The 25,203-nt window shown below is 36.7% G+C and carries 25 protein-coding genes and 2 other annotated features; of the genes, 5 read left to right on the forward strand and 20 right to left on the reverse strand.

What is annotated here, in order from left to right:
* Window positions 1-91: 91 nt before the first annotated feature.
* From NSQ69_RS21515 to NSQ69_RS21525, 3 genes are all read left to right on the forward strand, one after another.
* Entirely contained in the window at window positions 92-2,839 is a 2,748-nt protein-coding gene (locus tag NSQ69_RS21515; protein ID WP_341099655.1) for a S8 family peptidase, read from the forward strand.
* 70 nt (window positions 2,840-2,909) lie between these two features.
* Window positions 2,910-3,138: a binding site (T-box leader), on the forward strand.
* Between the two features lie 51 nt (window positions 3,139-3,189).
* Window positions 3,190-3,417, forward strand: a binding site (T-box leader).
* Between the two features lie 162 nt (window positions 3,418-3,579).
* Complete coding sequence (locus NSQ69_RS21520; RefSeq protein ID WP_341099657.1) at window positions 3,580-5,334, forward strand: aromatic amino acid hydroxylase; 1,755 nt, start codon at window positions 3,580-3,582, stop codon at window positions 5,332-5,334.
* On the forward strand, window positions 5,315-5,629 hold the full coding sequence (locus NSQ69_RS21525) for a 4a-hydroxytetrahydrobiopterin dehydratase (protein WP_002129186.1): 315 nt from the start codon (window positions 5,315-5,317) through the stop codon (window positions 5,627-5,629). Before NSQ69_RS21520 ends, NSQ69_RS21525 begins: the two co-directional genes overlap by 20 nt.
* A 16-nt stretch (window positions 5,630-5,645) precedes the next feature.
* Here the strand turns inward: NSQ69_RS21525 and NSQ69_RS21530 are convergent, their stop codons facing one another.
* Window positions 5,646-6,503, reverse strand: a complete 858-nt coding sequence (locus NSQ69_RS21530; RefSeq protein ID WP_002129187.1) for a VOC family protein — start codon at window positions 6,501-6,503, stop codon at window positions 5,646-5,648.
* 21 nt (window positions 6,504-6,524) lie between these two features.
* Window positions 6,525-6,929: a DoxX family protein gene (locus NSQ69_RS21535; RefSeq protein WP_002129188.1), complete on the reverse strand. Its 405-nt coding sequence runs from the start codon at window positions 6,927-6,929 to the stop codon at window positions 6,525-6,527.
* A gap of 156 nt (window positions 6,930-7,085) precedes the next feature.
* On the opposite strand from NSQ69_RS21535, the gene NSQ69_RS21540 reads away from it, so the two are divergent.
* A complete protein-coding gene (locus NSQ69_RS21540; protein ID WP_002015249.1) occupies window positions 7,086-7,631 on the forward strand; it encodes a helix-turn-helix domain-containing protein in 546 nt (181 codons plus the stop codon).
* A gap of 38 nt (window positions 7,632-7,669) precedes the next feature.
* Here the strand turns inward: NSQ69_RS21540 and NSQ69_RS21545 are convergent, their stop codons facing one another.
* From NSQ69_RS21545 to NSQ69_RS21605, 13 genes are all read right to left on the reverse strand, one after another.
* Window positions 7,670-8,047, reverse strand: coding sequence for a MaoC/PaaZ C-terminal domain-containing protein (locus tag NSQ69_RS21545; RefSeq protein ID WP_002129189.1), 378 nt, complete (start codon window positions 8,045-8,047; stop codon window positions 7,670-7,672).
* Window positions 8,048-8,157: 110 nt separating this feature from the next.
* Window positions 8,158-8,616 carry a GNAT family N-acetyltransferase gene (locus NSQ69_RS21550; protein WP_002129190.1) on the reverse strand — a complete coding sequence of 153 codons (459 nt, stop codon included), beginning with the start codon at window positions 8,614-8,616 and terminating at the stop codon, window positions 8,158-8,160.
* Between the two features lie 58 nt (window positions 8,617-8,674).
* Window positions 8,675-9,202, reverse strand: coding sequence for a GNAT family N-acetyltransferase (locus NSQ69_RS21555; protein ID WP_002129191.1), 528 nt, complete (start codon window positions 9,200-9,202; stop codon window positions 8,675-8,677).
* Between the two features lie 294 nt (window positions 9,203-9,496).
* Window positions 9,497-9,892 (reverse strand): ankyrin repeat domain-containing protein, encoded by a 396-nt coding sequence (locus tag NSQ69_RS21560; RefSeq protein WP_340975142.1) that lies wholly within the window; start codon window positions 9,890-9,892, stop codon window positions 9,497-9,499.
* Window positions 9,859-10,677: an ABC transporter ATP-binding protein gene (locus NSQ69_RS21565; RefSeq protein ID WP_341099660.1), complete on the reverse strand. Its 819-nt coding sequence runs from the start codon at window positions 10,675-10,677 to the stop codon at window positions 9,859-9,861. The genes NSQ69_RS21560 and NSQ69_RS21565 overlap by 34 nt, the downstream gene beginning before the upstream one ends.
* A complete protein-coding gene (locus NSQ69_RS21570; RefSeq protein WP_002015259.1) occupies window positions 10,664-11,692 on the reverse strand; it encodes a FecCD family ABC transporter permease in 1,029 nt (342 codons plus the stop codon). The genes NSQ69_RS21565 and NSQ69_RS21570 overlap by 14 nt, the downstream gene beginning before the upstream one ends.
* 5 nt (window positions 11,693-11,697) lie before the next feature.
* Window positions 11,698-12,645, reverse strand: coding sequence for an ABC transporter substrate-binding protein (locus tag NSQ69_RS21575; RefSeq protein ID WP_002015260.1), 948 nt, complete (start codon window positions 12,643-12,645; stop codon window positions 11,698-11,700).
* A gap of 147 nt (window positions 12,646-12,792) precedes the next feature.
* Window positions 12,793-13,029, reverse strand: a complete 237-nt coding sequence (locus tag NSQ69_RS21580; protein WP_002034123.1) for a YrhC family protein — start codon at window positions 13,027-13,029, stop codon at window positions 12,793-12,795.
* A gap of 126 nt (window positions 13,030-13,155) precedes the next feature.
* Window positions 13,156-15,759: a bifunctional acetaldehyde-CoA/alcohol dehydrogenase gene (adhE, locus tag NSQ69_RS21585; protein ID WP_078213488.1), complete on the reverse strand. Its 2,604-nt coding sequence runs from the start codon at window positions 15,757-15,759 to the stop codon at window positions 13,156-13,158.
* Window positions 15,760-16,019: 260 nt separating this feature from the next.
* The gene (locus NSQ69_RS21590; RefSeq protein ID WP_341099662.1) at window positions 16,020-17,153 is read right to left on the reverse strand and encodes a bifunctional cystathionine gamma-lyase/homocysteine desulfhydrase; all 1,134 of its coding nucleotides are present in this window, start codon (window positions 17,151-17,153) and stop codon (window positions 16,020-16,022) included.
* A 3-nt stretch (window positions 17,154-17,156) separates the two neighbouring features.
* Window positions 17,157-18,080: an O-acetylserine dependent cystathionine beta-synthase gene (locus NSQ69_RS21595; protein ID WP_002129198.1), complete on the reverse strand. Its 924-nt coding sequence runs from the start codon at window positions 18,078-18,080 to the stop codon at window positions 17,157-17,159.
* A gap of 82 nt (window positions 18,081-18,162) precedes the next feature.
* Entirely contained in the window at window positions 18,163-18,858 is a 696-nt protein-coding gene (gene mtnN / locus NSQ69_RS21600) for a 5'-methylthioadenosine/S-adenosylhomocysteine nucleosidase (protein WP_002015266.1), read from the reverse strand.
* Window positions 18,859-18,872: 14 nt separating this feature from the next.
* Window positions 18,873-19,511: a class I SAM-dependent DNA methyltransferase gene (locus tag NSQ69_RS21605; protein WP_002015267.1), complete on the reverse strand. Its 639-nt coding sequence runs from the start codon at window positions 19,509-19,511 to the stop codon at window positions 18,873-18,875.
* Between the two features lie 137 nt (window positions 19,512-19,648).
* Here NSQ69_RS21605 and NSQ69_RS21610 point away from each other — a divergent pair, with 137 nt between their 5' ends.
* On the forward strand, window positions 19,649-19,864 hold the full coding sequence (locus NSQ69_RS21610) for a YrzA family protein (RefSeq protein ID WP_002015268.1): 216 nt from the start codon (window positions 19,649-19,651) through the stop codon (window positions 19,862-19,864).
* A 36-nt stretch (window positions 19,865-19,900) separates the two neighbouring features.
* Here NSQ69_RS21610 and NSQ69_RS21615 read toward each other — a convergent pair whose 3' ends face one another.
* The 5 genes from NSQ69_RS21615 to NSQ69_RS21635 all read right to left on the reverse strand — a co-directional run bounded on the left by NSQ69_RS21615 (window position 19,901) and on the right by NSQ69_RS21635 (window position 25,198).
* On the reverse strand, window positions 19,901-20,545 hold the full coding sequence (locus NSQ69_RS21615; protein ID WP_341099663.1) for a YrrS family protein: 645 nt from the start codon (window positions 20,543-20,545) through the stop codon (window positions 19,901-19,903).
* A 116-nt stretch (window positions 20,546-20,661) separates the two neighbouring features.
* Window positions 20,662-22,416, reverse strand: a complete 1,755-nt coding sequence (locus NSQ69_RS21620; RefSeq protein WP_002129205.1) for a peptidoglycan D,D-transpeptidase FtsI family protein — start codon at window positions 22,414-22,416, stop codon at window positions 20,662-20,664.
* A gap of 92 nt (window positions 22,417-22,508) precedes the next feature.
* On the reverse strand, window positions 22,509-22,985 hold the full coding sequence (gene greA / locus NSQ69_RS21625) for a transcription elongation factor GreA (protein WP_078213491.1): 477 nt from the start codon (window positions 22,983-22,985) through the stop codon (window positions 22,509-22,511).
* Window positions 22,986-23,261: 276 nt separating this feature from the next.
* Window positions 23,262-23,900 carry a uridine kinase gene (gene udk / locus NSQ69_RS21630; RefSeq protein WP_002015274.1) on the reverse strand — a complete coding sequence of 213 codons (639 nt, stop codon included), beginning with the start codon at window positions 23,898-23,900 and terminating at the stop codon, window positions 23,262-23,264.
* 17 nt (window positions 23,901-23,917) lie between these two features.
* Window positions 23,918-25,198, reverse strand: coding sequence for a peptidase U32 family protein (locus tag NSQ69_RS21635; RefSeq protein ID WP_002015275.1), 1,281 nt, complete (start codon window positions 25,196-25,198; stop codon window positions 23,918-23,920).
* Window positions 25,199-25,203: the final 5 nt, after the last annotated feature.

The following is a 25,203-nucleotide window of genomic DNA, read 5'->3' on the forward strand; positions in this document are numbered from 1 at the left end:
ATAGTTCAGCCAACATCCGTTCCTATAATTAACGATAAAAATGTAATATTTATTTTCAGAAAATTGGCACTTTTTATTAGGGGGAGTTTCAATGAAGAAAACTACATCAACACTATTAAGTATGGCGCTCGTCTTTTCGAGCTTTGGAGCATTAAGCGCCCATGCTGAATCACTGCAAAAAGAGAAGCAATTTAGTCCACAGTTAAAAGCAAATATTGAACAATGGGGAGAAAACAAAATCGCGCAAAATGTTGAAACAAAAACATCAAAAGAAATTTCAGTTATTGTAGAATTGCAGCAGGCTCCACTCGCTTCACAAAGTAACATTCAACATGCTCCGGACCTACAAAATAGCAATGTGCAATCATACCATGCACAACTAAAAAAAGCACAAGAGGATACAACAAAGAAAATAAAAGAAAAAGCACCAAAAGCAACCATAAAAGAAACGTATAGTACGTTATTTTCTGGATTTTCTATTTCTATCCCAGGGGATCAAATTGCCGCTCTAGCTTCTTTACCTGAAGTAAAAGCAATTTATCCGAACTTAACATATAAATTACATGAAACGTCAAAAAGCCTAGCAGATCAAGAAACACCAAACGTTGGAGGCCCTACAGTTGGTGCACCTGAAGCTTGGAATTTAAAAGATCCGACTGGCAAACCCCTTGATGGAAAAGGGATGAAAGTCGCTATTATCGATTCAGGTGTCGACTATACCCATCCTGATTTACAAGCAAATTATATCGGTGGCTATGATACAGTCGATGAAGATAATGATCCGATGGATGGAAATGTCCACGGTACCCATGTTGCTGGAATTATTGCGGGTAACGGAAAAATAAAGGGGATTGCTCCGAATGCTTCTATACTCGCTTACCGTGTCATGAATGATGGTGGTACCGGTACGACCGATGATATTATTCAAGGTATTGAGCGAGCTATTCAAGATGGTGCCGATGTTTTAAATCTATCTCTTGGTCAAGATTTGAATGTACCTGATCAACCTGTAACAATGACGTTAGAACGCGCAGCAAAACTTGGTGTTACTGCAGTCGTCTCAAATGGAAATGATGGACCAAAACCTTGGTCTGTTGACGCTCCTGGTAACGCAAGTAGTGTCATCTCTGTTGGTGCATCTACTGTTTCTATTCCATTTCCAACATTCCAAGTAGCTGGTTCCAATAAATCTTACCAAGGATTACCGTTATCAAAATCAGATTTCCAAGTAGGCAACGATGCTCAGCTTGTATATGTTGGCTACGGTAATTCAAGTGATTACGCTAAACAAGATGTGAAAGGTAAGTTCGCCCTTGTTTTACAAGGAACTTCAAGCACGTTAGTAAAAGCAAAACAAGCGAAACAAGCTGGCGCTCTTGGCGTGCTACTAATTTCTAACGAAAAAGAAATTAATCTTATGCCCGAATATTTTGTACGTGAAGATGTAGCTCTTCCAGTTATGCAACTATCAAATACAAATGGCGAAGAGTTAAAAACTTTAATTACAAAACGAAAGAAAAATATAAAAATTGGACAACCAAAGCAAACAGAACTTATTGGTAACTTTAGTTCAAGAGGACCATCACAAGGTAGTTGGCTAATAAAGCCTGATATTGTTGCACCTGGAGTACAAATTACTAGTACAGTGCCGAGAGGTGGCTATGAATCTCACAACGGAACAAGTATGGCTGCGCCACAAGTGGCGGGAGCCGTTGCCCTGCTGCGTCAAATGCATCCTGATTGGACGACAGAACAATTGAAAGCAGCTCTTGCCAACACTGCAAAAACATTAAAGGATGTCAATGAAAATACATATCCTGTCATGGCACAAGGATCTGGTTTAATTAACATTCCAAAAGCAGCCCAAACAGATGCATTAGTGAAACCTAACAATGTAAGTTTCGGTCTTATTAAACCTAATAGCGGCAAAGTGAAGTTAACACAAAATATTACATTACAAAATCTTTCTAACAAAAAGAAAAACTTTTCAACTCGCATTGAATTACTAGATACAAAAACAAAAGTCCAGACTTCTTTCTCTTCTTCTATTAGTGTGAAACCTAATAGTAACATCGAAAAGCCTTTTACTATTAATGTAGATAGCTCCTTACCACAAGGTGTATATACGGGAAATCTATATGTGAAAGAGCAAGGTAAGACTGAAGAAATGCGTATTCCATTTACGTTTAGCATTGATCCGAAAGAATACAAACGTATTGATGGTCTTGAAATCGTTAATTCTACTTTTAGTCCAAATAATGATGGAATACTAGATGACAACCTGATCAATTACTATTTAGTTACACCAGTGGAGGATGTAACATTTCACGCTAATTTAATTACGAAAGACCGTGTAACATATCAAGGCATGATACATCAAGGTAAAAACGAAACACCTGGTTATAAATCTTTCAAATGGAATGGTACGAAAACCGACGGATCTCCTCTACCTGATGGCTTATACCAAATCGAAGCTGTTGCTTCTAACTCTGGTGGAGAAACGAAACAGACAGGAGCTGTGTTTGTCGATCGTACTGCACCGAAATTATCGTCTGAAGTAGATCAAGAAAACCTCGTAATTAGAGGTAAAGTAGATGATATACTTTTGGATTGGATGGCAGAATCCGGATGGGTTGCTCCAGGACATCCCGTAACGATACAGTATGAAATTAACGGAAATGGAGCATGGGAAAGTGCATACCTAAATCCTTGGGAGAAAAACTATGAAATTTATTTCGATCGTAGTCAATTACAACAAGGAAAGAATACAATTCATATTGTAGCAACCGATGCAGCTGGAAATAAGTCTAATTTAAACGTCGATTTAGAAGTGAGATAATAAAATTATTGTTGACAAGCTTTTAAATATAGTTTTATAATACAAAACATAGTTTAGTTGAACGAATTATATATCGGCTTTGAAGGAATACTAGTAGCGACTTATATCCCTGTCTCAGAGAACTGATGGTTGGTGCGAATCAGTACATATACAAGCGTGAATTACAATTCTGGAGCTTCTTTCCCGTAATGCTTTTTATGCATGAAGAGAAAGACGGATCTTTCCGTTATCTTAAAGTAAGTGGTAAACAATTAATTGTTTACAAATAGGGTGGTACCGCGATTTTTATCGTCCCTATCGGATTTTCCGATAGGGGATTTTTTGCGTCCTTCCCTTTTAAATAACTTCATATATACGCGTTGAAAGAATCGCAGTAGTATCTTGTATCCCTGTTTCAGAGAGCTAATGGTCGGTGGGAATTAGCACATATATAAGTACGAATTACAATTCTGGAGCTTCTTTTTCGTAGTGCTTTTATGCATGAAGGAAAAGACGGGATTTTTCCGTTATCATTAGTTGAGATGTAAGTATATTTTCACTTACAAATAGGGTGGTACCGCGATTTTTTCGCCCCTATCGGATTTTCCGATAGGGGATTTTTCTATTTCTCACGCAAACAGTTGTTAAAGAATTTCGAATGTTATGATAAAATTTTATAAGCGCTTACAATTCTGAAAGGAGGTGGTACAAGCTATACAAAACTGGTATTCATTTTTATAGAGAAAAAGGAGGACGTCTAAATGACAAAGAAAAAAGAAATTCCATCACATTTAAAACCATTCGTATCCACACAGCATTATGATCAATACACACCGGTGAATCACGCTGTTTGGCGTTACATTATGAGACAAAACCATAGCTTCTTAAAAGATGTTGCTCATCCATCCTATGTTAACGGACTACAATCATCTGGTATTAATATAGATGCAATTCCAAAAGTAGAAGAAATGAATGACTGTTTAGCACCAAGCGGCTGGGGTGCCGTAACGATTGACGGACTTATTCCCGGCGTCGCATTCTTCGATTTTCAGGGGCATGGATTACTACCAATCGCAACAGATATTCGTAAAGTAGAAAATATCGAGTATACACCCGCTCCTGATATCGTTCATGAAGCTGCAGGCCACGCACCGATTTTGCTTGATTCTACATATGCAAAATATGTGAAACGCTTTGGACAAATTGGAGCGAAAGCTTTCTCCACAAAAGAAGAACATGATGCTTTTGAAGCCGTTCGTACATTAACGATCGTAAAAGAAAGCCCTACTTCTACACCTGAAGAAGTTGCAGTTGCTGAAAATGCTGTAATCGAAAAACAAAACTTAGTTTCTGGTTTATCAGAAGCAGAACAAATTTCACGTTTATTCTGGTGGACAGTGGAATACGGCTTAATCGGCAATATAAATGATCCGAAAATTTACGGTGCTGGTCTCCTTTCCTCTGTCGGTGAAAGTAAGCATTGCTTAACAAACGCTGTAAAGAAAGTCCCATTCTCAATTGAAGCTTGCACCGGGACAACTTATGATGTAACAAAAATGCAACCACAGCTATTTGTTTGTGAATCATTTGAAGAATTGACTGAGGCCCTTGAGCAGTTCTCTACAACGATGGCATTTAAAACAGGTGGAACAGAAGGATTAGAAAAAGCAATCCGCTCCGAAAATCATGCTACAACTGAGCTAAGTAGTGGATTACAAATTACGGGTACATTTACAGAGACAATTAAAAATGATACTGGTGAAGTTATTTACACACGAACAAGCTCACCAACTGCATTAGCAATTCATAATAAACAACTAGCAAATCATTCTACATCTGTGCACAGCGATGGATTCGGGACACCAATCGGATTACTAGATGGAGATATTGCATTAGAAAATTGTACAGAAGAACAATTACAATCATTAGGCATTACAATTGGAAGCAGTGCAGAGTTTACTTTTGCAAGTGGCATTCATGTAAAAGGAACAGTAACAGACATTGTAAAAAATGATAAAAAAATTGCTCTTATCTCCTTTATAAATTGTGCAGTTACTCATAAAGATCGCTTATTATTTGATCCTTCATGGGGAGCATTTGATATGGCTGTCGGCTCACAAATCACTTCTGTATTCCCAGGAGCGGCAGATGCGGCTGCATTTTTCCCGATGAATGAAGAAGTACAAGAAACGCCTAATCCACTTGTACTGAATAAGCTTGAACGTATGTATCAAACAGTTCGAGATATACGTAACGATAGTATTTTACACGATACTCATACTGATCAATTAATAGCTATTCAAGAAGTATTAAATAAATTTCATCCGAAAGAATGGTTGCTTCGTCTTGAAATTTTAGAATTGCTTTTAGAACATAACAAAGGACACGAAGCATCAGCAGCATTATTACAACAACTTTCTACTTTCACAACTGAAGAATCTGTAACACGTCTTATTAACAATGGTCTTGCGTTACTGCAGGTAAAGGATGTGAAAAATGATGCTACGATTAACTAATGAAGAAGTACAAGAGGAATTAACAAAGCTGGATAAATGGACAGTGAAAGATGAAAAATGGATTGAAAGAAAATATATGTTTTCCGACTACTTAAAAGGAGTCGAATTTGTCTCTGAAGCCGCCAAACTATCAGAAGAACATAATCACCACCCATTTATCCTTATCCAGTATAAAGCAGTCATTATTACTTTGTCATCATGGAATGCAAATGGTTTAACGAAACTAGATTTTGACCTTGCAAAGCAATTTGATGAACTATTTTTACAAAATGAAAAAGCTATTATAAGAAAGTGAAAAAAGAGAAGCCTTTTTAGGCTTCTCCTTTCACTTTAAAATGTATACAATGTCCAAACGGATCCTTGGCCTGTAATATTCCATCTTTATACGTAGCAACTACGCCAATATATTTTAAACTTTCACACACTTGCTCTTTTTGTTTTTCATCTGCTAGTACAATTGTGAAATATTTCAAACCAACGGAATTTGGCATTTGTGGTGGTATACCTTCACCCTGCCATGTATTTAAACCGATATGGTGATGATAACCACCTGCTGATACGAACAACGCTCCATTACGAGCTGGAATCGTTACATCAAAACCAAGGCCATCAACATAGAAATGTTTCGCTTCTTCTAAGTCAGCTACATGTAAATGAATGTGCCCCATCACAGTACCAGCCGGGAACCCATTCCATGTACTTCCTTGCTGTAATAATCCTTCGCCGTCTAACGGGTTACTAACAAATGGTAGCTCTCCATTTTCATCATGCCAAACTTCTTTTTGGCGATCATGATAAATTTCAATCCCGTTTCCATCTGGATCAGCTAAATAAAGAGCTTCACTAAAGTAATGGTCAGCCCCACCATGTAATGGGTGTACTCTCTCAACAAAATGACGAAGAATATTTGCTAAGTCTTGTCTGTTTGGTAATAAAATTGCATAGTGATATAAACCAGTTCGACCTCTTTGCTTCGGAAGAGCGTCTTCCTTTTCTTCTATTATGAGAAGTGGCTCATTGTCCTCATTACCAAACGTAACGATTGTACTTTTTTCTTCCAGTACCTTCATACGCAATACTTCTGTATAAAACTCTAGCGATTTCTTTAAATTTGATACATATAAATGAACAACCCCAAGTGTTGTTTCGGGATGAAGTGGAAAGCCCATTTTGTTATACCCCCATTTTAATTAATCCTTCTTTAACATTTTCTCTTTTAAGAAATTATCTACAAAACCATTAGCTTTCGCAACAAATAAGTAAGCACCCATCGCTAATAATGCAAGTTCTAACTCAAATCCAGGATTTTTCCCGTCTCCTAACAAACCAGCTGACCATTTTACTTTCACAATCGCTCCAACCATAACAAGTGCAAATAATAAGCCAATATACCTTACGCCTAAACCTAGAATTAACAATAGGCCTCCAACTAATTCAACTGTTGCTACACCGTATGCAAGTCCTCCTGGTAAACCAATGCTTGTAAACCACCCTGCAATATTGTCAATTCCTGATTGGAATTTTGTTAAACCGTGCATAAAGAACGTTACCCCTAACACGATACGAATAATTAAGTTACCAATATGTTGATTCATTTCTTTCTCTCCTTTATAGTTTTGTTATACAAAACTTTTATTTACATTACAAAACATACACTAATTATTTTTATTCGTCAATTCATTTTTCATGAGAAAAAATATTTTTTTTTTGCTATGATACAAATAGTTGTTTACAAAAAGGAGCATGATTTTATGAATATCGGTTCTGCGATTCGTGAAATTCGTCAACGTAGAGGAATTACGATTGCCCAAATTTGTGAAGGAACAGGTCTTTCTAAAGGCTTTATGAGTCAGGTTGAAAACAATAAAACATCACCATCTATCTCAACTTTAGAAATGATCGCTAATTTTTTAAATGTCCCCCTTCCATATTTATTGTTAGAACAAAAAGATCGTTTGAAAATTGTAAAAAAAGAAGAGCGTAAATACAGTGTGTATGGAAAAGATGAACAAAGAATTGAGCATGTTGCGGAGCAAGGTGGTCTCCGCCTATCTCTAGTAGAAATTTCTGCCGGATTCCCGAAAGAAAACTCACCAAATGCTCATGAAGGTGAAGAGTGTCATCTTGTATTACGCGGAAAACTAGAAGTTCAACATGGAGAAGATATTGCGATTGTAGAAGAAGGTGATTCTTTCTCTTGGAATGCATGCGTTCCTCATATTGTTCGCAATATAGGTGAAGAATCTGCATTATTACTTATCTCTAGTCATGCGGAAAATCGAAAACGTGTTTACTAAACGATAAAAAGAAGCCTGTTTCGTAACAGGCTTCTTTTTTATCCCCTTATAATTCCATAACTCGTCCCAACTAGTACGGTCTTTTCATGTTGATTGCGATAAACTGACTCAATTGAAACTTTTTTATATCCTTCCATTTGCTCAATATTTGTTAAAGTTAATTCACAAGTAACCGTATCCCCTGTAAAAACTGGTCTAATAAACTCACTTACTAATTCCCTCGCTATGTAATGTAACTCTTCGCCTACTTTCGTCCCAATGCTAGCAGTCAATAAACCATGGACCATTAATCGTCCATTCTCATCATATTCCATATGATGTCTACCTTTATCGCCTGTAATATTTGCAAATTCAAAAACTTCTTCCTCGGTAAATCTTCTTTCGTATTTAAATATATCCCCAACTTTTACATTCATTTTTATCCCCCATTTAATAAACTGAATTTTCTTTTATTTTATCACAAAATGAGTCTCAGTTCAGTTTATATTATTAAAATAGCAATCCTTTTTCTTTATTACCTTATAAGTTATCGATGCCCTTCCTCTTTGGCCACTTGATACCCATAGTACGCACATGTTCCATTTCTTGATAACTCTCTTACTTCAAAATCACAACTTCTATAAAAATCAAAATTGTTAGCGGACGTATGCGCAAACCAATCGCCATGCGGAAGCTTTTGTAAACAAAGAGCTACAAGTTTCTTACCTAACCCTTTCCCCCTATACTCACACTTCACAACTAAATTTACTATGTTAGCAACCATGATTTGATCAGAAATCACTCTAACCATCGCGACCATTTCTTCTTCATCCCAAATTGTGAAAGCCCATGTTGAATTTTCAAATGCAATCGTAAACTTTTCAATTTGCCAAGAAGGGATATTATCATTACTCCAGCCAGCATCTTCAAATAATGTCTTAATCGCATATGCTGGCACTCCATTCGTTCCTTCACGAATAATTAATCCATTATGATAAATATACATGTAATCCCTCCCTTTATTTTTTATATACCATTCTCCAAAAAATGCAATTCACCTTTTTTCATCCAACCCGCTTAATGGAATAAACGAGAACTTCCATCTCATGAAATGAAGTTGTTTTCTCATAACTAAGCCCTGTTTTTCTAGCAACAAATATTGAAGCTGGGTGGTTCGGATTAATAAGTGAAATTAATTTATTCATTTGTAATGCTTGAAAACCATAGTCTCGAAAAGCCGCCGCAGCCTCTTTCGCATACCCTTTCCCCCAATATTTAGGAAGTAGCCAATAGCCAATCTCAATTTCCTCTTTTCCATCTACCTTCTGCTTGACAAGTCCTGCATGACCAATTCTTATCCCTGTTTCCTTTTCAATCATTACAAATAAACCGAGACCATTTTTATAATTTGGAAGTACCCTCTCCTCCAAACTTTTTTTACATTGCATAAATGTTTTTAACGTTCCATTTCCAATATAGCGCATTACCTTCTCATCCCCCCATAAAGAAGCATAAAATGGTAAATCATCCATTGTATATTTGCGAAATTGTAAGCGATCTGTATGGAACACTCTTTTATTCACTCCCATCATTTTGAACCTCATTACATAACAACATATTTCAAACTACGTAAGTGTTGAATAATTCATATCAAGAAAGTTACCAAAAAGAAAGAAAATTCAATCTTATAAAAGTGTATTATATCAAAAAAAAGCAGTAGACAAAAGAGTGTCTACTGCATCCATATCATAACTAGTATAAAGAAAACTACAATTGAGGGGGTGTAGGATTTTCAAATATACTAGATACTTATCCCGTTCTAACGGGCGGTAAACCTTCCAATCCTTTGAGTGGAAAGTTTACCGCACATAAGAACTTTGCGGTCATTAAGAAAGTACTGTTAAGTACTCAAATACACGCTGAGCTTTTTCTCCACCCATTCGTGCATGTTGAATAAGAGAGATGCCATGTGGGCCAGATGCACGTAATGCTTCTGGTTGTGCTACTAAAATGGCTTGTACGACTTCAAGTTCACCCAGCATAGCTGCTGCAAAAATATCCATCCGAGCTCCCTTTTCCAGTAAATAAAGAGCAATATCTTTACGGCCTACATGGGCCGCTGCTCCTAAGGCACTTTCCCAATCTGAGCCACCCCAATTATAAGAGGCATGAAGTAAGCTCGGTGATTCGGCCAAAAGCTCCTGTACTCTTTCTAGATCTCCGTGAGCTGCCATAACAAATTCCCTTACTAACTCAGTGGTAATACGCTCGTCTGTTTGCATCTCTCTTCTCCCTTTTCACAAATTCGTTTCGGTGTAAAAAATGGCTTGTTACTCCCTTGGAATATATCAACTTTAATTCCAAATACACGCTGAAACATTTGATGACATAGTACTTCTTCTGGTACGCCATCATACTGAATCTTCCCTTGTTTTAATACGAGTAAACGATCGCTATATTGAGCCGCTTGATTAATATCATGTAAAACCATTACAATCGTCATACCAAACTCTTCGTTTAATCGTTTAACAAGTTCCATTACTTCTAACTGATGGACGATATCTAAAAAGGTTGTTGGTTCATCTAATAGTAAGACATTTGTGCGTTGTGCAAGCGTCATTGCAATCCAAGCACGTTGCCTTTCTCCTCCTGATAAGGATTGTAAAAGACGATATTCATACCCTTCAAGCTTTGTAACAGACAATGCCCAATCAACAATTTCTTCATCTTCTTTATTTAAGCGACTACTCCATGATTTATGAGGACCTCTTCCGAACTCTATTAGTTCTTTCACTGTTAAATCTAATTGATGATCGTGCATTTGTGGTAACATCGCTAATTGCTTCGCTACATCTGCACTCTTCATCGTATAAATATTTTCCCCATCTAAAATGATGTCTCCTTCGCTTTGTTTAAGTAGCCGTGCTATTAAACGAAGCAAAGTAGATTTCCCCGATCCATTCGGGCCGATTAAACTAACGATTTCTCCAGCTTTAATATGTACATTCATATTTTGCATTTGAAATCTTTCAGAATGTGCGTAAAACACCTTGTTAACGGAAATCACGTTGTTTTCCTCCTCTATGGATTAAATATAAGAAGAACGGACCACCTAAGAAGGACAATAAAATACCAACAGGCAATTCGATTGGATCGAACCAACTTCGAGCTATCGCATCCGCAAAAACAAGTAATATCCCACCGCCAAGGCATGATAATGGCAGTAAATATTTATAGTCATTTCCAACTAATAAACGTAACATATGCGGTACAACAAGACCGACAAATCCAATAAGACCAGAAACACTAACTGCTATTCCAGCTAACATTGTACTTACTACTATTAAATAAAACCGACTTCTTTCCACGTTATACCCTAATAATTTTGCCATTTCATCCCCAAGCATTAATACTCGAATATGTTTAATACCGAAGAAAGCTAATATAATAGCGAATATCGCATAGTAAATAATCATATTTAAATGTGCCCAACTAACACCACCAATACCACCAGCTAACCACGGTAAAACTGATTGTACTTTGTCGCTATGTAATAACATTAGCGCTGAAGTCGCTGCACCAATTAAGGCGTTTATTGAAACACCTACTAATACAATTCGTGAAGGTGGCGCCCCCTTTTGCCATGATAGTGCGTAAATGACCATTGCTGTAATAAAAGCTCCTAAAAACGCTCCTAGTGGTAAGAATGCCATATGTTGAGGAAATAAAATCATGATTATAATTGCTACAAGACCTGCTCCTGATGAAACTCCGATAATTCCAGGATCTGCAAGAGGATTTCTCATAACCCCTTGCAATAATGCTCCTGATGCAGCTAAACACGTTCCTACTATAAAACCAACGAGCACTCTCGGTATACGAAGATCCCATACAATTCGATGAACTGTCGAACCTTCATCTTGTATACCTTCTATAATGTCTCGTAAAGAAAAAGATAAGCTCCCTGCAAAAAGGCCATAAAAAAGACCTAGAACAGTTAATACGACTAAAGTAACTGTTATTATCCACCTTTTTCTCGCAAAAGGATGTTCCTTTTCTCTTACTATTTCACTACTCTCCATACTTATCATTTCCTTACATCTTGTATACTTTTATACATAAAGTCCATCGCTTCTGTAACTTTTGTCCCAGGATTTGATCCAAATAAATCTGGTGGTAAAATAACTACACGATTTTGTTTTACTGCATCTAAATTTTTCCATGCTTCATTTTTCATCATTTCGCCTTCAAATGCTTTTTTCACACTATTGGGATCTCCATGTGTAATTAAATAAATCACATCTGGATTTGCTTCAATAATACGTTCTACACTTAGCTGTGCATATTGCGGATACTCTTTCATTTCTGGAAAACTAGCTGCGATATTTTTCCCGCCTGTTTTTTCTAAAATATCCCCTGATAGAGATGTTGGTAATGCTGCTAAATAAGTGCCTGGTGCTCCATAAACTAGCAACGCTTTAACGTCACTCTTTTTCTCATATTTCTTCATTTGATCATTAATTTTTTGGTTAAGCTCTTTTGCTTTATCTTCTTTCTTCATTACTGTTCCATACATTTCAATACCCTTTTGAATATCTTTTACAGAGTTTGCTGAAGAAATGATTACTTTTGTTCCTTGTCCTTCGACCGTTGGAATGTTCTTTTGGAATCCATTGTTAGCAACAAGTACATCCGGTTTTAAACTAGCAATTTGCTCAAAATTCGGTTGATGTGCATTCCCGATTACTTGTGCTTTCTTTAATTCCTCTGGGAGAGTTAATTTTGTATCCGGACGACCTACTATTTTTCCACCTAAAGCATGAATAATATCCATGTCTCCCATACTCAACGTAGCAAAACTTTCAGGAACTTTATTGAATGTTATCTTTCTGTCTGAGAGATCGGTAATTTCGATTTTGTCTGTTCCTTTGTCTGTTTTTGTTGCGGATGCTTTTTCGTTTTCTTTTGCACTGCAACCTATTAATAAGAAAAAAATAGATAAGATCGCTGTGAACAGCGTAATAGATTTGTTCATTCTTTCACCTCTAATTGATAATAATAATCATTAACTACTATTCTACTTTAATTGATAAGGATTATCATTGTCAATATGAAACGCATACATTTTCTACAAAAATGAAAAAACGCTACAAAAAGATTTCTTCTTTTCGTAGCGCCCTATTTAACAATTTTCTTCATATTCGCTCTCCTCTAATTGATCACGCATCGTTCTAACACGCTTAAAGAAGAAAAAAGCAAGAACTAAAAATACAATAATACTCCCCATCATAACAAAAGACTGTACCATACTTTTTATTCCACTTGGAATTAATAAACCGATCATTAAAAATGTACTTATAGCTAAAAGTACTTGTGCAAACCGGGTATAATCTGCTATTTTTTCTTGTAATTCTTTCATCTGCTTATCACTCCCATCCTCACTTTATCACATTCTATCAAGCTTAAAGACAAGTAAATAGAACCAATCTGGGAGATGTTTTCCAAAGTAAAAAAGAGCCGCTTACTCGCGGCTCTTTTTTATCTATTATACGCCTTTATATGCTTCCATATAGATTTCTTTCAGCTCTGAAATGAGCGGTAATTTTGGATTAGCTGTTGTACATTGATCTTCAAAAGCTCTTTCTGCTAATAATCCAACAACCCCTTCAAATTGGTCTTTAGCAACTCCTTGTCCTGCAATACTCATATTTATATTTAAGCTTTTTCCAAGCTCAATAATTGCTTGGACAAGTGATTCCACACCTTCCGCTGTTGAGCTTGCTGGAAGCCCGAGCATTCTCGCAATATGTGCATAGCGTTCATCAGCCACAAAGTGCTCATATTTTGGGAACAATGCGTGTTTTCTTGGCTTAATAGCATTATAGCGAACTACGTGCGGCATAAGAATTGCATTCGCACGTCCATGCGGAATATGGAATTCCGGTCCAATTTTATGTGCTAAACTATGATTAATACCTAGGAAAGCATTTGCAAATGCCATCCCTGCGATTGCGGAAGCATTATGCATTTTTTCTCGTGCTTCTTCATCATTTCCATCTTTATATGCTCTCGGTAAATATTTAAATACGAGATCAATTGCTTTTAATGCTAAACCATCAGTATAGTCATTTGCCAGAACAGACACATACGCTTCAATTGCATGTGTTAATACGTCCATACCAGTATCTGCCGTCACATGAGGTGGTACTGTCATTACAAATTGCGGATCAACAATCGCTACATCTGGTGTTAATTCATAATCCGCAAGCGGGTATTTAATATTATTTTTCTTATCTGTAATAACCGCAAATGGCGTCACTTCTGATCCCGTCCCTGATGTTGTTGGAATGGCAACAAATTGTGCTTTATTTCCCAAGTTCGGATACTTACATGTACGTTTTCTTATATCTAAAAACTTCTGTTTTATTCCATAGAATGTCGTTTCTGGGTGCTCATAGAATAGCCACATCCCTTTTGCTGCATCCATAGCTGAACCGCCACCAAGCGCGATAATTACATCTGGTTTAAAGCTTTTCATCATGTCCGCACCTTTAAATACAGTTTCATCTGATGGATCTGGCTCAACTTCAAAGAAAACTTCAACTTTCACATCATTTGTATGCTTACGTAAATAGTGCGTAACTGTATCTACATAACCGTGCTCAACCATCCCTGGATCCGTTACAATAAATGCGCGGGAAATGTTAGGCATGTTTGCTAAATATGCTGTCGCATGTTTTTCAAAATAAATTTTGGGTGGTAATTTGAACCACTGCATATTCTTTTTTCTATTTGCCAACCTTTTTATATTTAATAAATGAGTCGCCGTTACGTTTTGGGAAACTGAGTTTTTCCCGTAGGAGCCACAACCAAGCGTAAGTGATGGAATAAATCCATTATATATATCACCAATTCCACCTTGTGATGAAGGTGCATTTACAATGAGACGGCAGGCTTTCATACGTAACCCAAATTGTTTTTGTACTTCTTTATTTGTAGAATGGATAACCGCTGAATGCCCTAGGCCACCAAGCTCTAACATTTCTTCGCAATATGTAAATCCTTCTTCTAATGAATTTGCTTTTACACAAGCTAACACTGGGCTCAGTTTCTCACGAGATAGTGGATACGCTGCTCCGATGCCTTTAATTTCAGCTACAAGCATTTTTGTATGTTCAGGTACAGTAATTCCTACTAATTCAGCAATATACTGTGCTGATTTCCCAACAATATCACTATTTACTGCACATGTATTTTCATTAATAACAAGCTTTTCTAATTTCTTTCTCTCTTCCTCTGTTACAAAATAACAATTATTTGCAATCATTTCTGCTTTAACATCATTATAGATTTCCTTATCTACAATGATGGCTTGTTCTGACGCACAAATCATACCGTTATCAAATGTTTTCGATAAAATCAAATCATTAACAGCACGTTTTACATGTGCCGATTTCTCTATATAACATGGTACATTACCTGGCCCTACACCTAGCGCGGGTTTACCAGTAGAATAAGCCGATTTCACCATACCAGCCCCTCCAGTTGCTAGAACGAGTGCGACACCATCATGGTTCATTAATTGTTTCGTTGCTTCCACAGAAGGTCTTTCAATCCATTGAATACAATGCTTTGGTGCACCAGCTTTCACTGCTGCATCATATACTGTTTTTGCCGCTGCAACGGAACAGTTTTGTGCAGAAGGATGAAATGCGAAAATAATTGGATTTCTCGTTTTTATCGCGATTAATGCTTTAAACATTGTTGTCGATGTTGGGTTCGTTACTGGCGTTACCCCAGCTACTACACCGACAGGTTCTGCGATTTCTATTATTTCTTCATGAGGATCTTCATGAATAATCCCTACCGTTTTATCTTTCTTTATACTATGCCAAATATATTCAGTGGCAAAAATATTTTTAATGCATTTATCTTCATATACGCCACGGCCCGTTTCTTCAACAGCCAACTTCGCAAGCGGCATATGTTGATCGACACCCGCAAGCGCCATTTCATGAACAATGTTGTCAATTTGCTCTTGTGTAAAACTTTCTAATGCTTGTAAAGCTTCTTGACCGTTATTTACTAACGTATCAATCATCTCTTTTACCTCTTGCATTTCATTTACAACTTTCTCTTTGACTACCATGTAAATTTCCTCCTATTCTGTTATCACGGTCTTTATAAGTCCCTATAGGTCATAACAAGTCCCGATTAGCGAAAAAAAATAGAGTTACCGTCCTACATGAATCTCATTGTTTGTGAAATATTTCACAAGTTTATTCGTGAATAACATTTCATGAATTCAATATACATGAAATCATTTCATTTGTGTATGTCTAATTTGTGAAACGTTTCACAAATTAATATAATAAAAATGCACTGCTCTACATTAGCAGTGCATTTTTATTATGCTAGCGCTTGTGCTAAATCTTCAATTAAATCTTCACCATCTTCAATTCCGACAGAGATACGAATTAATGTATCTGTAATTCCTAATTCTTTACGGCGATCTGCTGGGATTGATGCATGTGTCATTTGAGATGGGATAGAAATTAAACTTTCTACTGCTCCTAAGCTTTCAGCAAGTGTAAAGTATTGCAGTTTCTCAAGTACTTTATTCAACGTTTCCGCACTATCTACATCAAATGAGATGATAGCACCAAATCCATTTGCTTGTTCTGTTGCTAGTTCATGGTTTTGATGGGATTCAAGACCTGGATAATATACTTTATTTACTTTTGGATGGTTATTTAAAAACTCGGCAATCGCACGTGAATTCGTTTCATGTTCTTCCATACGAATTCCTAATGTTTTTAAACCACGAAGTAGTAAGAAGCTATCTTGTGGGCCAAGAATACCTCCTGTTGAGTTTTGTACAAAGTGAAGGTCTTCTGCTAATTGCGGGCTATTTACAACTACTAGGCCTGCAACTACATCACTATGTCCTCCTAAATATTTCGTTGCACTATGAAGCACAATGTCTGCTCCTAAAGAAATTGGCGACTGCCAATATGGCGTCATGAATGTGTTATCAATAATTGTTAATAAATCTTTCTCTTTAGCAAGAGCAGATATTTTCTTAATATCAGTAATTTTTAGTAATGGGTTCGTTGGTGTTTCTACATAAATCGCTTTCGTATTTGGACGAATCGCTTCTACAACTTCCTCTAGGTTTGTTGTATCTACAAATGTATGCTCAATGCCGAAGCGGTTTAATACTTTTGTAATAACACGGTACGTTCCGCCATAAACATCATCTGTTAAAATGACGTGATCTCCTTTTGAGAATAGCATAATAGTTGCTGTAATAGCTGCCATCCCTGAACCAAATGCAAATCCAGCATGACCATTTTCTAAGACTGCAATCATTTCTTCTAAAGCTGCACGTGTTGGGTTGCCTGTACGTGAATATTCATATCCTTGATGCTTACCAACTGCTTCTTGTTTATACGTACTTGTTTGATAAATCGGTACGTTTACAGATCCAGTTAAAGGTTCTCCTATGCGAATACCATGAATTAATTTTGTCTTTGCTCTCATTTTTTATTCCCATCCTTTGTATATGTCTTTACTTAAATAGCGCTCACTACTATCAGGAAAAATCGTTACAATATTCGTACCTGGTGCTGCTTTCTCTGCCTCAAGTAAGCTTGCATGAAATGCCGCTCCTGAAGAGCTCCCAACGAGAAGGCCTTCTTTTTGCGCTAACTCTTTCACTCGTAAAAATGCATGTCGATCAGAAATTGTATGAATTTCATCAAAATAAGATGTTTTTAAAAATGGCGGGATGAATTCAAGACCAATCCCTTCTGTTTCATGTGAACCAGCTTTACCACCATTTAAAATAGATCCTTCTGGTTCTACAATAACCGTCTTAATATCAATGTTTTTCTCTTTTAAATAAGACGCAGTTCCCATAAACGTACCGCCAGTTCCTGCCCCTGCAACAAATATGTTAATTTCTCCATTCAATGCATCCCAAAGTTCAGGACCTAATGTTTTGAAATAAGCACGAGGGTTTGCTTCATTCGCAAACTGACTTGGAGAGTATGAATTCGGTATTTCATTTACTAATTCTTTTGCCTTTGCAATTGCGCCGGTCATTCCTTGCTCAGTCGGTGTATGCACGACCTTTGCACCTAGCGCTTTCATTATTTCTTGTTTTTCAATACTAAATTTCTCTGGTACACAAACAATAACGCGTAAATCATGTTCTAACGCTGCAAGTGCCAGTCCAATGCCGGTATTTCCAGCCGTCGGTTCAATAATTGTTCCGCCCTCTGCAACAAGCCCTTTTTCTAGCGCATCTTCAATTAATTCTCTTCCTAAACGATCCTTAACGCTTCCGCCTGGGTTGTAAAATTCAAGCTTTGCAAATAAACGGACTCCTTTCGGAAGTGAAAAACGAGTAATTTCTACGATTGGTGTATGGCCAATCAACTCATGAACTCCACGATATACATTCATCGTGTTCTCCCCCTTATTTGCCAATAAAGAAAAGGCAACTGTATGTATTTTCTTTATATGAGACAGTTGCCTTTTTGTTACATTACTTTAACTCTTCTAGTACTTTTACGATAAAGTTTGTAGAATGAAGAGCTGCTTGATCTAAAAATTGATCAAATGAAACATTTGATTCTTTACCAGCAATATCAGAAAGTGCACGAATAATAACAAACGGAACTTCATATTGGTGGCATACTTGCGCAACAGCTGCTGCTTCCATTTCTACTGCATAAAGGTCTTCAAATTTATCACGAATTGCTGCAACGCGGTTCGGATCACTCATAAATGAATCACCTGTTGCAATCATACCTTTTACAACTTGAATATTTTCTTCTGCCTGCATACATTTCTCAGCTAATGCAACTAATGCCTCATCAGCTTTAAATCCAGGTGGCATTCCTGGCACTTGACCATATTCGTAGTTAAATGCTGTTACATCTACGTCATGGTGACGAACTTCTGTTGAAATAACTACATCACCAACATTTAGAGAGTGATGGAATCCACCAGCTGAACCAGTATTAATTACTTTTTCAGGCTTATATTTTTCTAATAAAATTGTCGTTGACATCGCTGCATTTACTTTACCAATACCAGACTTTAGCAAGATTACTTCATGTCCTGCCAATAGCCCTTTCGTAAATTCACAACCTGCAACAGTTTCTGTTTCTGCTTGTTCTAGTTTGTCACGTAAAATACGTACTTCTTCTTCCATTGCTCCAATTACAGCAATTCTCAATCTAATCCCTCTTTCTATTGCTTAGTTGCCTCCATTACCCAAACGAAATGATTTAATCTCGTAAACGTTACGTGGAAGCCATTGTTTTCAAAAATAGATTGCATGATCGGAATACGTGTATAGTATTCTGTTTGCAAATCGTTTGCTAACTGATGAAAACCTCTTTGTTTTGCTACTTCGACAGTTTTATCATATGCATCTTGATCTGCAAATATCGTATCAGCAAACACTATTTTACCACCTTTGTTTAGCAATTGACTATACTTCGCAATTGCTACGTCTTTTTCTTCATCTATTAAATGATGAAATGCGTAAGTGCTCACAATAGTATCGATTGAATTTGGGACTTCAAATGAAAGAAAATCACCCTCTGTAATTGAAAATTCTTTTGGTAATTTCTCTTTTGCAATAGTACGCATTTCGCGTGACGGTTCTATACCGTAAACTGTGCGACCAGCAAGTAATAATTTATTTGTTAAATTGCCAGTACCAACACCAAATTCTAATACGTTGCCAAATGACTTGTTAACTACATCCTCTAAAATGTCCTCATAATGGGCGAAAACTTCTTTATATTGTATATCTTCGCCTTGTACAAATGAGTCGTACGTATGAGCCCATTCATCAAATAAACCATTAAATTCTGTTCCCATAAAAATTCCCCTTTTTCTTATCGGTTTTATCAGTATGATATTCTCTCTTTCTAAAAATGTCAATTGAAATGTACGTAGTATTTCCTTCTTTTCTTTGTTACACTATAGGTGATTATCATAGGAGAGGGGGCATCTTCGTGTCATTTACCTTTGAAATGTTAGAAGATAAAGTAGAATTTTTCGAGGCTGCAAACTTAGTTTCTCTAGAAAAAAAAATTAACGAACAAATTGATAATAATAAAGCACTTATGCTCGAAGTTCATCATATTTCTCACCAAATGATTATGGATCCTGAAAGCAAAAGACCTTATTATAGTGCGGTTGTTCATTTTAAATTAAAGAAATTACGCTAACTAAAAAAAGAGAGGCTCTTAAGAGCCTCTCTTTTTTTAGTTTAGAGTTTGAACGAGTACTGGTTTCCAGCCCTCATTGTCTACCCAATCAATATTCACATAATATTTTTTACCTGATTGTTTATCTTGTACGTTACCGTAAGCTTTATTCTTACCGTTATTTCCAATTCTATGGATAACTAATTGATTTACTGGAACGTCAATTGCAGCTGAAATCGCTTGATTCATCTCATTCCAATCTGCTGTACCTTTTTTAAACGTCATCGCAGGTGTTGCACCTTGCTCTGTACCTACTGGCTTCCAAGAAGATTTCGTATAAGCATCTGTTGCCTGTGACTGTGTTTTTTCAGCTGGTGCTTTCTCGTTAGCTTTCGCTTCTTCTTCAGCTTTTTTCTTTTCTTCCTCAGCCTTTTGCTTCTCTTCTTCTTCCTTCTTCTTAGCCTCTGTCTTATCTTGCTCATTCTTCTTCGGCTCTTCTTTACCTTTCTCAGCTTTATTCTCTTTTGTTGTTTGCTGAGCTACCTTTTTATCATTAGAAGACGCTTGCTCTTTTGTGTCAGGAACAAACAATTGATATGCTACAATAGCTACTGCTACTAATACAATAGCGATTGCAATATTTAAAACACCGTTTTGACGACGTTTTTGTTGTTTCTGTTGGAATCTAGATCCTCCTGCCATTCTTCAAACCTCCATGCAGTTTTTCATACTTGCTATTGTAACATTAAATCTAGAAAGGTTGAACATTTACAATAATATTTTCACGAAATGAAAACATTTCATAAATAATTGCAAGATTACTTTTCAATTTCTAATTGATGAATTGCCTCTACCATTTCTGCAAAAACTGGTGTGACTACATTTTCATTACTATCTGTTTCTATATCAACTACAACTAAAGCATATCTTGGGTTTTCATATGGAAAATAACCTGCAAACCAGCGATTCACCCTCTCTCCTTTTCCTGTTTGTGCCGTCCCAGATTTTCCAGCGACAGTTAGTGGCAACGAACGGAATGCGGTTCCCGTTCCTTTCTCCATCGTTACAACGGCTCTTAACAACTGTTGTAATTTTTTCATCGTTTCATAAGAAAGCTGTTTCCCATTTAATTTATGATTTTCAAATGTAAAAAAGTCGGTTCCATTTTTATACACTATTTTTTTCACAGCTTTCACTTCCATCTTCTCTCCACCTCTAGCAATTGTCGCCATCATATTCGCTATAGCTAGAGGTGACACACGTACATCTTTTTGTCCGACCATCGTTTGAGCAATCGCTTTTCTACTATCTTTATTTTCTTCGCTTCCCCAAATAATAGCACTCTTTTCTTCTGGCAATTGCTCAAATTCTGGTGTATGAAATACCGAACCTTTCCAACCTACCTTCTCACGTGCTCCTAAGGCCTCTAAATACGTTTCTAACACTTCCCTATCCTTTTGCATTAGTTCACCACCTAATACGGCAAACGTTCGATTACAGCTTCTAGCAAAGCTTTCCTTAAAGTTTAATGACCCCATCATAACTTGTGGAAGATTTTCACCGTATAAATCCGTATTACAGTTAAATGTACGATTAAACCGCACCAAATTCTCATCAATTCCTGCTGCTGCAACTACTGTTTTAAAAACAGACCCCGGAAAATGAGGAATTAACATTTGATTTTCAAGTGTAGCTTTATATATCCTCCTATCATTCATCTGTAAAGAAGGCCTACTTACCATTGCTACAACTTCACTATTCTTTATGTCTAGTAATACTAACCCACCTTTTTTTATTCCGTTTTCATCTATAATCTTCTCTGCTCGTCGTTGCAACGTTTTATGTATTGTTGTTTGAATAGTAACTGGATAAAATGGATTTCCTGGTGAAGTGTATTTCGCCTGCTTCCCAAAAATCGGTTCTCCTTGTCGATCCACTTGATATAGTACTTTCGCTTCTCCATCAGTCAGTAAAAATTCATCAAATGATTGTTGTAATCCAGAAATACCAATTGGCGTTTGTTTCGAAGTTTTTTTCATTTCTCCATAACGCTTTTGAAATTCCTGTTCATTCTCTCCCACATCACCAATTAAATGATCTGCCTCTCCCATTTGCTTCAGTCGAACTTCTGCTGCTACAATACCTAAAATATCTAATTCATTTACCTTCTTCATCTGCTCGAGCGTTAATTGAAATGGGGTATTCTCCCTTCGTAATATAAATGCTTGATTCTTATTTTTCATTTGCAGTCTTATCTCTTGTCTCGACACACCAATGATATGCGCAATTTTCTCTAACATGTCATTTTTTATTTGTAAAAATGGAAAAACAATTAAGACTGGATATTTCTCTTCACCAATTTCCTTACCATTTCGATCTGTAAAATGCCCTCTTCCATTATCTACTGTAAGTGATTGTGTTCGTTGCGTAACACTTTTTTCAATCAGATTGATATTTCGGTCAGTAAATGATTCCGTATCTATAATCTGTATTTGGATTAAACGACAAAGTAATAAAAAAATCACACCCATAAAACAAATTAAAACAATTATAATTCTCCGTTTCATTTTCATAAAAAACACCTCGTCTATTGTAGTTTAGACGAGGTGTTTCACCTTTTATACAAATAAAAAATCACTCGTTTTTACACGAGTGATTTTTTACGTTATTTTACAGAGATAATCTCTACTTGCATTTCTCCACCTGGTGTTTGGATTGCTACCTTCTCACCAATTTGCTTACCTAATAAGCTTTTTGCGATTGGAGAATCGTTAGAAATTCTCCCTTCAAATGGATCGGCTTCTGCGCTACCTACGATTATGTACGCTTCTTCGTCTCCACCTGGTAACTCTTTAAATATTACTGTTTTACCTAATGTTACAACTGTAGACTCTTCACCATTGTCTTCAATGATAACCGCATTACGAATCATGTTTTCAAGTTGTGTAATACGTCCTTCTACGAATGCTTGCTCATCTTTCGCTGCATCGTACTCAGAGTTCTCAGAAAGATCTCCGAAGCTACGTGCGATCTTAATACGCTCTACAACTTCTTTACGTCTTACTGTTTTTAATTGTTCAACTTCGTTCTCTAGTTTTTGCTTACCCTCTTGCGTCATAGGGTATGTTTTTTCTGTTGCCATGTTTTCCACTCCTTTTATATACCAATCCCCCGAAAAAAAGAGGAGTTCCATATGAAAACTCCTCCGCTTATATAGCGGAGGTTTCTAGCACACGTAGCACTAGTGGAGTTGTCACATACAACCCCTTATTCTCCAATTCTTCCTTATATAAAGAAGGTATGTATGGAAAGTTGATATAAATATGCCCTCACCTATTGGTAGGTGAGGTTTCATGTTTCATTGTATTCGATAAGAAGGGAAAAAATCCCTTCCTATCGTATATCTTTTACTATGCTATTACAAATTTACTTTTTGTTCAAGAATTGTTGCAATTTTTGTAACCATAATATCAATTGCAACATGGTTTTGTCCACCTTCAGGGATAATAATATCCGCGAATTTCTTAGAAGGCTCAATAAATTGATTATGCATTGGACGTACAACGTTTACGTATTGGTCGATAACTGAATCCATTGTACGACCGCGCTCTTCAATATCGCGCTGCATGCGGCGTAAAATACGAAGGTCTGCATCTGTATCAACGAACACCTTAATATCCATTAACTCACAAAGACGTGGGTCTTCTAAAATAAGAATTCCTTCTAAAATGATTACATCTTTCGGCTCAACTGGAATAATTTTTTCTGAACGCGTATGCAATGTATAGTCATATATAGGCTTTTCCACTTGCTCATATGCAAGCAACTGCTGCAAATGGTCAATTAACAAATCATTATCAAACGCTAACGGATGATCGTAATTTGTTTTTAAACGTTCTTCCATTGGTAAATGGCTTTGATCTTTGTAATAATAATCTTGCTCCAAGATTAAAATGGAATGACCTTTAAAATGGTCAAAAATCGCTTTCGTTACACTTGTTTTTCCTGATCCTGAACCACCAGCGATTCCAATTACAACAGGCTTATTCGTCCCCATTCGACTACCACTCTTTCTTATTGAAGTATGTTTTTGCGCATCATATTATTCACATACACTGGTTGATCCACTTTGAATTTCACGATTTGCAACGGATGTCTCGCTGCATCTAATTCGTTTCCATCCTCATCCCAAATTTTCTCCACCGTCTGCGTAAAGTTTTCTATTTCTGGCCCAAAGAACTCCACTTCATGTCCTGGTTTGAAGTGATTACGTTGCTCAAGCGTTACGATGCCCGTTTCTTCATTATAATCTAACACTAAACCAGCAAAATCATACGTTGTTTTCTTACTATGATTTCCAAACATTTGCTCTTGATGTCCTGGAACCCCTTCAAAGAATGCAGGAGCTGTATCACGATTTGCACATTTATCAAGTTCATCTAACCATTCTTGTTTAAACTCAAAGTTATCCGGATCCGCACAATACGCATCAATTACTTTACGATATACAGTTGCTACAGTCGCTACGTAATGGATAGATTTCATACGTCCTTCAACTTTTAAGCTATCAATTCCAATTTCAATCATTTTCGGAATTGATAAGATTAAATTTAAATCTTTTGGGCTCATCGCAAAGTGAGCATCTTCTTCTTGGAATAGAGGAAGCTCTTTTGCATCTTTATGTTGTGATACCGTTTGAACTAAATCATAATCCCAGCGGCAAGATTGACAACAACCACCACGGTTAGAGTCACGCGCTGTCATATGGTTACTTAATGTACATCTCCCTGAATACGCGATACACATTGCACCATGGACGAATGCTTCAATTTCAACATCAACTTTTTCTTTAATTTCTTTCATTTCTTCATAGCTTGCTTCACGAGCTAATACAAGACGATGTAAACCTTCTTCTTTCCAATACTGTGCTGCTTTCCAGTTGGATAGTGATTGTTGTGTACTTAAATGCACCTCAACAGAAGGCGCCACACGTTTACATGTCTCAATAATAAGCGGATCGGCAACGATAATTCCCGTTACGCCAGCTTTTTCAATCCCTTTTAAATATTCCTCTAGCCCATCCATATTTTCATTATGTGCAAAAATATTTGTTGTTACGTATATTTTTGCTCCATATTTCTTTGCAAATTCAACGCCTTCTGCCATGTCTTCCAGCGTAAAGTTACCTGCATTAGAACGAAGACCAAATTCTTGTCCACCTAAATATACAGCATCTGCCCCATAATGGATAGCTACTTTTAATTTTTCTAAGTTACCCGCAGGGATTAACAGTTCAGGTTTTTTCACAATAACGCGTTTGCCATCGATCACTCGTGAAATTTCTTGTACAGTCATTTCCT

The sequence above is a fragment of the Bacillus sp. FSL R10-2201 genome (assembly GCF_038008665.1).
Lineage (GTDB): Bacteria > Bacillota > Bacilli > Bacillales > Bacillaceae_G > Bacillus_A > Bacillus_A mycoides.